Origin of the sequence: Streptomyces sp. NPDC050732 (genome assembly GCF_040654255.1) — a bacterium.
Lineage (GTDB): Bacteria > Actinomycetota > Actinomycetes > Streptomycetales > Streptomycetaceae > Streptomyces.
The window spans coordinates 72,779-82,800 of sequence record NZ_JBFAHP010000039.1 but is presented as its reverse complement, the minus strand read 5'-3'; the positions used below and the strand labels follow the sequence as shown (position 1 = coordinate 82,800).

9 protein-coding genes are annotated in these 10,022 nt (G+C 72.5%); 6 read left to right on the top strand and 3 right to left on the bottom strand.

Annotated features, from left to right (window positions below; translation table 11 throughout):
- Positions 1–399: 399 nt before the first annotated feature.
- Entirely contained in the window at positions 400–1,044 is a 645-nt protein-coding gene (locus AB0H82_RS30030; protein ID WP_362998213.1) for a TetR family transcriptional regulator, read from the bottom strand.
- Positions 1,045–1,185: 141 nt separating this feature from the next.
- Between AB0H82_RS30030 and AB0H82_RS30025 the strand changes: the two genes are divergently transcribed.
- On the top strand, positions 1,186–2,115 hold the full coding sequence (locus tag AB0H82_RS30025; protein ID WP_362998211.1) for a zinc-binding dehydrogenase: 930 nt from the start codon (positions 1,186–1,188) through the stop codon (positions 2,113–2,115).
- A 28-nt stretch (positions 2,116–2,143) separates the two neighbouring features.
- Here the strand turns inward: AB0H82_RS30025 and AB0H82_RS30020 are convergent, their stop codons facing one another.
- Entirely contained in the window at positions 2,144–2,323 is a 180-nt protein-coding gene (locus AB0H82_RS30020; RefSeq protein ID WP_362998209.1) for a hypothetical protein, read from the bottom strand.
- Positions 2,324–2,371: 48 nt separating this feature from the next.
- Entirely contained in the window at positions 2,372–3,817 is a 1,446-nt protein-coding gene (locus AB0H82_RS30015; RefSeq protein WP_362998207.1) for a cytosine permease, read from the bottom strand.
- Positions 3,818–3,985: 168 nt separating this feature from the next.
- On the opposite strand from AB0H82_RS30015, the gene ureA reads away from it, so the two are divergent.
- The 5 genes from ureA to cimA all read left to right on the top strand — a co-directional run bounded on the left by ureA (position 3,986) and on the right by cimA (position 9,978).
- Positions 3,986–4,690, top strand: a complete 705-nt coding sequence (ureA, locus tag AB0H82_RS30010; RefSeq protein WP_362998205.1) for an urease subunit gamma — start codon at positions 3,986–3,988, stop codon at positions 4,688–4,690.
- The gene (locus tag AB0H82_RS30005; RefSeq protein ID WP_362998203.1) at positions 4,687–6,408 is read left to right on the top strand and encodes an urease subunit alpha; all 1,722 of its coding nucleotides are present in this window, start codon (positions 4,687–4,689) and stop codon (positions 6,406–6,408) included. Before ureA ends, AB0H82_RS30005 begins: the two co-directional genes overlap by 4 nt.
- Before the next feature lie 11 nt (positions 6,409–6,419).
- Positions 6,420–7,457: an agmatine deiminase family protein gene (locus AB0H82_RS30000; RefSeq protein ID WP_362998201.1), complete on the top strand. Its 1,038-nt coding sequence runs from the start codon at positions 6,420–6,422 to the stop codon at positions 7,455–7,457.
- Positions 7,458–7,471: 14 nt separating this feature from the next.
- Positions 7,472–8,092: a TetR/AcrR family transcriptional regulator gene (locus tag AB0H82_RS29995; protein WP_362998199.1), complete on the top strand. Its 621-nt coding sequence runs from the start codon at positions 7,472–7,474 to the stop codon at positions 8,090–8,092.
- 281 nt (positions 8,093–8,373) lie between these two features.
- The gene (gene cimA / locus AB0H82_RS29990) at positions 8,374–9,978 is read left to right on the top strand and encodes a citramalate synthase (protein WP_362998197.1); all 1,605 of its coding nucleotides are present in this window, start codon (positions 8,374–8,376) and stop codon (positions 9,976–9,978) included.
- Positions 9,979–10,022 lie beyond the last annotated feature (44 nt).

Sequence of the window (10,022 nt, the reverse complement as noted above, 5' to 3'; positions counted from 1 at the left end):
CGTCTGCGGTGGGGTGCGCCGCCCCCGGCCCCGCCCCTCGCGGGGGGGGGGGGGGGCGCCCGGCCCCCCGGGGGGGGGGGGGGGGGGGGGGGGCCGCCCGCTCCTCTCCGCTTCCGGCTGCGGGTCCTGTGTGGCTGGTCGCGCAGTTCCCCGCGCCCCTGAACGGCTTCGCCGTGGTGCCTCCGCTTCCGGCTGCGGGTCGTGTGTGGCTGGTCGCGCAGTTCCCCGCGCCCCTTGAACGGCTCCGCCGTCAGGGGGTGGGGCTCTCCTCTGGGTGGCTTTGGCGTTCGGGGGGCGGGGCCCGGAGGTGTGGTCAGGGGCGCGGGGAACTGCGCGACCAGCCACCACCGGGCCGCAGATGACCCGGGGCCGCACGCTGAAGTGGGAGGAGGCGGCCCGTCAGCGGGCGGGGAGGGTGAAGACGGTCGGGAGGGCGGCGCAGGCCTCGCGGAGGAGTGACGCGAGACGGTCCCGCGTCGGATCCGGCTCCTCGGCCCACGCCTCCAGCGCCCGGTGAAACGCCGCCACCAGCAGGTCCACCGCCAGCCGGGGCCGCAGGTCGCCCCCGCCCGGCAGGGCGAACCGACGCCGGGTCACGACCAGCGCCGCCCTGCTCGTGCGGTCGCAGAAGGCGAGCCCGTGCGCGTCCATGGAAGGAGTCCGCGCCGCAAGGCGTCGGCTCAGCAGCACCCGATGGGCCCAGCCTTCGGCGGGCATGCGCCCGAGCGCGGCGAGGAGCGCGTCCCGCAGTACGTCGAACAGCGGCTGCCCCGCGGCCGGTTCGACCTCCTCCAGTTCCTCCAGGAACGCCGCCCACACATCCTGCGTCGGCGCCATCGCCACGTCTTCCTTGCTGCTGAACGTGCGGAAGAACGTCCGCTTGGAGACGTCCACGGCATCGCACAGCGCGTCGAGCGTGACGCCGTCGAAGCCGCGGTCCGTGAAGAGGTCCAGGGCCGTGTCGACGAGGGCCTGGCGCGTCCGCAGCTTCTTGCGCTCCCGCAGGGGCAGCCGGTCGAGGTCCGTGGAGTCCATGGAGTGCATGGCCAAAGTCTAGCCCGGGGTGCGAATGCCTCTTGATGGCTTCTGCCGCTCAGTGGCAGTATTGCCGTGAGTGGCGGGTGGCTGTCTGTCGGATGCCCCGCCCCACCTGCCCACGGCCCTGTCCCGAGAGGTTCAACTCCCATGCGTGCTCTGCTGGTTGACCGTTCCACCCCCGGAGGTCTGCGTCTCGGCGAGGCCCCCGACCCCGTGCCCGCACCGCACCAGGCCCTGGTCCGAACGGCCGCCACCTCCCTCAACTACGGAGAGGTCCGCTTCGTCCTGGAGGGCGCGCCGGAAGGCGCGGTGCTCGGCTGGGACGCCGCCGGTGTGGTCGAGCGCGCCGCCGCCGACGGCTCGGGCCCAGTGGCCGGGACCCCGGTGGTGACCCTGGGTGGCGACGGCGGCTGGGCCGAACTCCGCGCCGTCGACACGGACTTGATGGGGGTCGTGCCCGAAGGTGCGGATGTGGGAGCCATCAGTACGCTGCCGGTCGCGGGCGCCAGTGCCTTGCGTGCCCTGGACCGGATCGGCCCGATCCTCGGCAGGCGCGTCCTGGTCACCGGCGCCACCGGCGGCGTCGGACGGTACGCGGTACAGCTGGCCCGGCGGGGCGGCGCGGAGGTCGTCGCGGTGACCGGCGACCCCGAGGGGCGCGGTGCCGCGCTCAGGGCCCTCGGCGCGCACGAGGTGATCGCCACGCCCTCGGCGGCCGGGGCGCCGGTGGACGGTGTGGTCGACATGGTCGGCGGCCGCCAACTCGTCGAGGCCTACGAACAGTTGGGCCAGCACGGCACCCTCGTGTCCGTCGGGCACTCCGGCGGTGACGCCGAGCACTTCCCGTACGGGACCCTCTACGGCGACATGGGCCGGCACGACCGCTCCGTCGTCAGCTTCCACCTGCTCGGCTGCACCGGCCTCGCCAGGGATCTGACCTGGCTGGCGGGGCAGGTGGCCACGGGGGTGCTGGATCCCGGCGTGTCCTGGCGGGGGTCGTGGGAGAAGTTCCCCGAGGCGGCCGAGGAGCTGCTCGGCCGCCGCCTGCACGGCAAGGCGGTCCTGGACATCGGCTGAGGTCCAGGGGGGAGGGGCGGGATTCCGGTCAGGAACCCTGCCCGGTCTTCTCGCCCTTGCCGTCCTCGTCCTCGTTCTCGTCGTCCGCCTTCGGGGCGTTCGAACCCACCGGAGTGAGCGGGCCGCTGGTGAGGGCGTCGACTACGCCGAGAACCGCCGCTCCGGCGCCCTTGGCCGCGCGGACGCCGAGTCCTATGAGTTCTTCCATGGTCGTACTCCCCGTACTGCTGTAATCCCCTGGCGGTCAACTTCCGCTTCAGGCTACGTGATCAATGGAGGCGGCGGCCGGGGCGGCCTCCGGAGCCGTGGGCGTGACGGGCCGGACCTCCCGTGCCGTCAGCGTCAGATACGCCACCCCGCCCACCACCCCCGACAGCAGGAAGCTGCAGTCGACCCCGCCCGTCAGGGAGAGCAGCGGACCCTCGTACGAGGGGAGCGAGACCGCGAGGACGCCGACCGTCGCGCCCAGTGCCCAGGCCGTCGTCGCCGGTACGTTCCAGCCGGCCCGGTACCAGTAGACGCCGCCCCTGGAGCGGCGGTTGAAGACCTGGAGGGCTTCCGCGTCGTACTCCCCGCGGCAGCGCGCGAAGCCGATCAGGGTGATCACCGCCCACGGGGTGCCGATGGCGGTGAGGAGCAGGACGAAGGACGTCATCGCGTCCTGCGCCTCCCATGCGTAGTGGCCGGCGAAGACGCAGGCCGTGGCGACGACGGCGACCGTGTACGTGGCGCGGGCGCGCGAGGCGCGGGGCAGGATCGCGTCCAGGTCGAGGCCCATGGAGTAGAGCATCAGGCCCGCGTTGCCGACCGAGCCCGCGGAGGCGGCGAGCAGCAGCGGCACCAGGTACCAGGTGGGCGAGGCGTCGACGAGCCCGCCCGCGTAGTCGAGCGCGGCGCGGGCCGCGTACGCCGTGAACGTGCCGAAGAGCTGGGGGAGCAGGAGCCCCGCGAGCAGGCCGAGCCAGGCCGCGCCGAGGACCGCGCGGGAGCTGTGCCGGGCCGGGGAGACGTAGCGGGTGTAGTCGCCGAGGAGCGTGATGAAGGCGATCGGGCCGGAGAGGCCCGCGGCGACCAGGGCGAGCAGCCACGTCGGCCAGAACGAGCCGAGGAGGTAGCCGCCCGCGCCCGGGAGCGCCGACGTCGTGAAGTCGGGGGCGTAGGCGAAGACGCCGAGGATCAGCAGGCCTGTCATGGCGAACGCGAGGACCCGGGAGAGCCGCAGCAGCACGCGGTAGCCGAAGACGGCGCCGATCACGGTGGCGGCGGCGAGCAGGGCGTAGACGACGGCGTACGAGAGGCCGCCGGCCGGCAGGCCGAGCAGACGGTGCAGCGTGCCGACCATCACGTCGCCGCCGATCCAGATGGTCAGCGCGGTGTAGCCGAGGGAGAGCAGCAGGCCCACGACGGAGCCGACCAGGCGGCCGCGCACCCCGAACTGGGCGCCGGACGACGTGGAGAGGTTCGTGCCGGTGCGCAGGGAGACGAGGGCGAGCGGCGCGGTCAGTGCCGTGCCGATCACCGTGCCCGACACGACCGCGGTCACCGACTGCCACCAGCCGAGGCCGAACGACACCGGCAGCCAGCCGAAGACGATCACCCCCAGGCAGAGGTTGGAGCCGATGAGGATCGACACGAGATCGCGGGGACCGCTGGTGCGCTCCCCGTCCGGGATGGTGTCGACTCCGCGCTGTTCTATCGGCATGAGGGTGCCCCTGACGCTCGCTGGTCCGGAATGGTTGCCCCATTTTTGAGCAGCGCTCAATGTGACGTGTTCCAGGCTCATTCGTCAATGCCCAGTTCCCCGCTTCCCGTGTGCGGATTTCGTAGTTAGAGTGGCGCTCTAAGTACGTGGAACAGGGAGGTACGGCGCGTGCGACTCACGCCCACCGAACGCGACCGGCTGCTGCTCTTCGGGGCCGCCGAGCTCGCGAGGTCCCGCAAGGCGCGCGGCCTCAGGCTCAACGTCCCGGAGGCGACCGCGTTGATCGCCGACACGGTCTGCGAGGCCGCCCGCGACGGCGCCCGGCTCGCCGAGGCCGTCGAGCGGGCCCGCTCGGTGCTCCGCCCGGACGACGTGCTGCCCGGCGTGGCGGACGTGGTGACCGAGGTGCACGTGGAGGCCGTCTTCGACGACGGGTCCCGGCTCGCGGTCGTCTCCGACCCCATCGGCGCCGGTCTCGGCAGCGAGGCGCCGGGCGCGCTGCTGCCCGGGCCGCTGCACGACGACCCCGCCCCGGCCGTGACGCTGACCGTGCGCAACACCGCCACCGTGCCCGTCTCCGTGACCTCGCACTTCCACTTCTTCGAGGCCAACCCCCGGCTCGACTTCGACCGCGCCGCCGCGTACGGCATGCGGCTCGCCGTGCCCGCGGGCTCCTCCGTCCGCTTCGGGCCCGGCGAGAGCGGCGAGGTCGGGCTTGTGCCCATCGGCGGCGAGCGGATCGCCATCGGCTTCGCCGGTCTTGTCGACGGCCCGCTGGACGCGCCGGGCGCCCGCGCGGAGGCGCTGCGCCGCGCCGCCGCCTGCGGCTACCTCGGCATACCGGAAACCACCGATCAGGAGGTCGGGCGATGAGCCGCCCCGGAGGACACGCCGCCGAACCGCGCCGCCTCACCCCGTACGAGTACGCCGCCACCCACGGCCCCCGCGCCGGCGACCACGTCCGGCTCGGCGACTCGGGCCTGACGATCCGCGTCGAGTCCGACGCCCAGAAGTACGGCGACGAATTCCTCGCCGGGTTCGGCAAGACGGCCCGCGACGGGCTGCACCTGAAGGCCGCCGCCGTCCGCGAGACCTGCGACGTCGTCATCAGCAACGTCGTCGTGATCGACGCCGTGCAGGGCATCCGCAAGGTGTCCATCGGCATCAGGGAAGGCCGCATCCACGCCATCGGGCGAGCGGGCAACCCGGACACGCTCGACGGCGTCGACGTCGTCGTCGGCACCGGCACGTCCATCGTGTCGGGGGAGGGGCTCATCGCCACCGCCGGGTCCGTGGACACGCACGTTCACCTGCTCTCGCCGCGCATCATGGAGGCCTCCCTCGCCTCCGGCGTCACCACGATCATCGGCCAGGAGTTCGGGCCGGTCTGGGGTGTCGGCGTCAACTCGCCCTGGGCGCTGAAGCACGCCTTCAACGCCTTCGACGCCTGGCCCGTCAACATCGGCTTCCTCGGCCGCGGCTCGTCCTCGCACGACGCCCCGCTGATCGAGGCGCTCGCCGAGGGCGGCGCGTCCGGCTTCAAGGTGCACGAGGACATGGGCGCGCACACCCGCGCCCTGGACACCGCGCTGCGCGTCGCCGAGGAGCACGACGTCCAAGTCGCCCTGCACAGCGACGGGTTGAACGAGTGCCTGTCCGTCGAGGACACCCTGAAGGTGCTCGAAGGGCGCACCATCCACGCCTTCCACATCGAGGGGTGCGGCGGCGGTCACGTACCGAACGTCCTGAAGATGGCGGGCGTGCCGAACGTCATCGGCTCCTCCACCAACCCCACCCTGCCCTTCGGGCGGGACGCCGTCGCCGAGCACTACGGCATGATCGTCTCGGTCCACGACCTGAAGACCGACCTGCCGGGCGACGCCGCGATGGCGCGCGACCGCATACGCGCCGGGACGATGGGCGCCGAGGACGTGCTCCACGACCTGGGCGCCATCGGCATCACCTCGTCCGACGCGCAGGGCATGGGCCGCGCCGGCGAGACGGTCCGCCGTACCTTCGCGATGGCCGGGAAGATGAAGGCCGAGCTCGGCCCCATGGAGGGCGACGGCGCCCACGACGACAACGCGCGCGTCCTGCGCTACATGGCCAAGCTGACCATCAACCCCGCCCTCGCCCACGGCCTCGCCCACGAGGTCGGCTCCATCGAGGTCGGCAAGCTCGCCGACATCGTCCTGTGGCGCCCCGAGTACTTCGGCGCCAAGCCGCAGCTGGTCCTCAAGTCCGGCTTCCCCGCGTACGGCGTCGTGGGCGACCCGAACGCCGCGACCGACACCTGCGAACCCCTCGTCCTCGGCCCGCAGTTCGGGTCGTACGGGGCGACGCCCGCCGACATCTCCGTGGCGTTCGTCGCGCAGGCGGCCGTCGACCAGGGCAACGACCTCATGCCCACGCGCCGCCGCCGGGTCGCCGTGCGCGGCACGCGCGGCATCGGCCCCGCCGACCTGCGCCTGAACTCCCGCACCGGAGCCGTCGACGTGGACCAGCGCTCCGGCCTGGTCACCCTCGACGGCGACCCGCTCCAGTCGGAGCCGGCCGACTCCGTCTCCCTCAACCGCCTCTACTTCCTTTAAGGGTTTACGCCATGAGCGCTGCCGCCGACGGCTTCCGCATGCCCGCCGAGTGGGCCCCGCACGAACGCACCTGGATGGCGTGGCCGTGCCCCAACCCCACCTTCGACGACCCCGAGGGCCTCGACGAGTCCCGCATCGCCTGGGCGAACGTCGCCCGCGCCGTACGCCGCTTCGAGCCGGTCACCGTGGTCTGCGGACCCGGCCAGGCCGCGTACGCCGAGGAGCTCCTCGGCCCGGACATCGACGTCACCGAGCGCGAGCTCGACGACGCCTGGATGCGGGACATCGGGCCCACCTTCCTGACCAATGGCAAGGGTGAGCTGGCCGCCGTCGACTGGACGTTCAACGGCTGGGGCGCCCAGGAGTGGGCCCGCTGGGACCACGACTCCAAGATCGGGGCGCACGTCGCCGACCTCGCCGGAGCCCGTACGTACGCCTCGCAGCTCGTCAACGAGGGCGGCGGCATCCACGTCGACGGCGACGGCACCGTCCTGCTCACCGAGACCGTGCAGCTCGGCCCCGAGCGCAACCCCGGCTGGACCAGGGAGCAGGTCGAGGCGGAGATCCACGCCCACCTCGGCACCACCAAGGCGATCTGGCTGCCGCGCGGCCTCACCGCCGACTACCCCGGCCACGGCTACGGCACCCTCGGCCACGTCGACATCGTCGCCGCCTTCGCCGCGCCCGGCGTCGTGCTCGTCCACTCCCAGCGCGACCCCGCCCACCCCGACTTCGAGGTCAGCAAGGAGGTCATCGCGACCCTGAAGGGGCAGACGGACGCGCGCGGCCGCACCCTGCGGATCGTCGAGGTGCCAGCCCCGACCGTCCTCAAGGACGACGAGGGCTGGGTCGACTACTCCTACATCAACCACTACCTCTGCAACGGCGGCGTCGTCCTGTGCGCCTTCGGCGACCCGAACGACGAGCTCGCGGCCGGCATCTTCCGCGGTCTCTTCCCGGACCGTACGGTGACGCTCGTGGACGCCCGTACGATCTTTGCCGGGGGTGGTGGCATCCACTGCATCACCCAGCAGCAGCCGAAGGTGTGATCAGGGAGTACGGGATGGCCGGGCAGGCGCGCGCGCGGAAGAACGCCCCACCGCGTGAGGACGTCATGGCGGCCGCCATGGAGATGATCGCCGAGCGCGGCCTGGAGAAGCTGACCATGGCCGCGCTCGGCCGCGAGGTCGGCATGAGCTCCGGCCACCTCCTCTACTACTTCCGCACCAAGGACGAGCTGCTTCTGCGCACCCTGGAGTGGAGCGAGGGCCGCCTCGGCGCCGAGCGCGGCCGCCTCCTCGCGCGACAGGGCACGGCCCGCGAGCGCCTCGACGCCTACGTCGACCTGTACGTCCCCGACGCCGTCGGCGACCCCCACTGGACCCTCTGGCTGGAGGTCTGGAACCGCTCCCTCAACGCCGACGAGGAGGGCCGCGACCGGCAGGCCGCCATCGAGGGCGCCTGGCACCGCGACCTGGTGGCGCTGCTCGCCGAGGGCGTCTCGCGCGGCGAGTTCCGGCCGGTCGACCCCGACCGCTTCGCGTCCCGCCTGCGGGCGCTGCTCGACGGGTTCTCCATCCACGTGGCGATCGGGCTGCGCGGGACGGGACGGGACCAAGTCCTGACGCACGTGAGGGAGTTTCTGGACGGCGCGCTCGCCTCGGACGCGCCGCCCGCATCGTGAGACGGGGCAGCGCGCCGTGTGCGGGCTGTGGCAGGCTGCCACCGTGCTCTCGTTCGCCATGATTATTGGCAGCAGGCGCGCCGGTCCGCAGTGACCGTCTCGTACCCATCACGTACGGGCGGACACCGTCGCCTCGACCCGCGCGCAGACCTCTCGCACCCGCGAGGGGTTTTTTCGTTTCCCGGCCCAACTGCAGCCGGACACGGAGCGCGCGGGATCATTGGGGGTGGTGGAGCCGGTCATTCCGGTAGACCGAGATCCGACACAGGAGCCAGATCAGCATGACGGAAACCAGCGCACCCGACGATTCCTTCCACGTCTTCGACACCACGCTGCGCGACGGCGCGCAGCGCGAAGGCATCAACCTCACCGTCGCGGACAAGCTGACCATCGCCCGGCACCTGGACGACTTCGGCGTGGGCTTCATCGAAGGCGGCTGGCCCGGCGCCAACCCGCGCGACACCGAGTTCTTCGCGCGGGCACAGCAGGAGATCACCTTCCGGCACGCCCAGCTCGTCGCCTTCGGCGCCACCCGCCGCCCGAACGCCAAAGCGGCCGACGACCCGCAGGTCAACGCCCTCCTCGCGGCCGGCGCCCCCGTCATCACCCTCGTCGCCAAGTCCCACGACCGGCACGTCGAACTGGCCCTGCGCACCACCCTCGAAGAGAACCTGGAGATGGTCCGCGACACCGTCTCCTACCTCGTCGCCGAGGGCCGCCGCGTCTTCGTCGACTGCGAGCACTTCTTCGACGGCTACCGCGCCAACCCCGAGTACGCCAAGGCGGTCGTCCGGACCGCCGCGGAGGCCGGCGCCGACGTCGTCATCCTCTGCGACACCAACGGCGGCATGCTGCCCGCGCAGGTCCAGGCCGTCGTCTCCACCGTCGTCGCCGACACCGGCGCCCGGCTCGGCATCCACGCCCAGGACGACACCGGCTGCGCCGTCGCCAACACCCTCGCCGCCGTCGACGCCGGCGCCACCCACGTGCAGTGCACCGCCAACGGCTACGGAGAGCGCGTCGGCAACGCCAACCTCTTCCCCGTCGTCGCCGCCCTGGAGCTGAAGTACGGCAAGCAGGTCCTGCCCGAGGGCTCGCTGCGCGAGATGACCCGCGTCTCGCACGCCGTCGCCGAGGTCGTCAACCTCACGCCCTCCACCCATCAGCCGTACGTGGGCGTCTCCGCCTTCGCCCACAAGGCGGGCCTGCACGCTTCCGCGATCAAGGTCGACCCGGACCTCTACCAGCACATTGACCCGGACCTCGTCGGCAACCGCATCCGCATGCTCGTCTCCGACATGGCGGGCCGCGCCTCCATCGAGCTCAAGGGCAAGGAGCTCGGCGTCGACCTCGGCGGCGACCGCGCGCTGATCGGCCGCGTCGTCGACCGGGTCAAGGAGCGCGAGCTCCGGGGCTACACGTACGAGGCCGCCGACGCCTCCTTCGAGCTGCTGCTCCGCGAGGAGGCCGAGGGCCGGGCCCGCCGCTACTTCCGCGTCGAGTCCTGGCGGGCCATCGTCGAGGACCGCCCCGACGGCACGCACGCCAACGAAGCGACCGTGAAGCTGTGGGCCAAGGGCGAGCGCATCGTCGCCACCGCCGAGGGCAACGGCCCGGTCAACGCCCTCGACCGGGCGCTGCGGGTCGGCCTGGAGCGGATCTATCCGCAGCTCGCCAAGCTGGAGCTCGTCGACTACAAGGTCCGCATCCTGGAGGGCAAGCACGGCACGTCCTCCACGACGCGCGTCCTGATCTCCACCACCGACGGCGTCGGCGAATGGTCGACCGTCGGCGTCGCGGAGAACGTCATCGCCGCCTCGTGGGGCGCGCTGGAGGACGCGTACACCTACGGCCTGCTGCGGGCCGGAGTCGAACCGGTCGAGTAGTCCGCCCCGCCACGGGAGGTCGCCGCGGGGCCGACTGGGTTACG

Excerpts from the sequence above, each read along its gene's own strand:
- AB0H82_RS30020 (WP_362998209.1), bottom strand. The coding sequence starts at position 2,323 with ATGGAAGAACTCATAGGACTCGGCGTCCGCGCGGCCAAGGGCGCCGGA.
- AB0H82_RS30005 (WP_362998203.1), top strand. The coding sequence starts at position 4,687 with ATGAGCCGCCCCGGAGGACACGCCGCCGAACCGCGCCGCCTCACCCCG.
- AB0H82_RS30000 (WP_362998201.1), top strand. The coding sequence starts at position 6,420 with ATGAGCGCTGCCGCCGACGGCTTCCGCATGCCCGCCGAGTGGGCCCCG.
- AB0H82_RS30025 (WP_362998211.1), top strand. The coding sequence starts at position 1,186 with ATGCGTGCTCTGCTGGTTGACCGTTCCACCCCCGGAGGTCTGCGTCTC.
- AB0H82_RS29995 (WP_362998199.1), top strand. The coding sequence starts at position 7,472 with ATGGCCGGGCAGGCGCGCGCGCGGAAGAACGCCCCACCGCGTGAGGAC.
- cimA (WP_362998197.1), top strand. The coding sequence starts at position 8,374 with ATGACGGAAACCAGCGCACCCGACGATTCCTTCCACGTCTTCGACACC.
- AB0H82_RS30030 (WP_362998213.1), bottom strand. The coding sequence starts at position 1,044 with ATGCACTCCATGGACTCCACGGACCTCGACCGGCTGCCCCTGCGGGAG.
- AB0H82_RS30015 (WP_362998207.1), bottom strand. The coding sequence starts at position 3,817 with ATGCCGATAGAACAGCGCGGAGTCGACACCATCCCGGACGGGGAGCGC.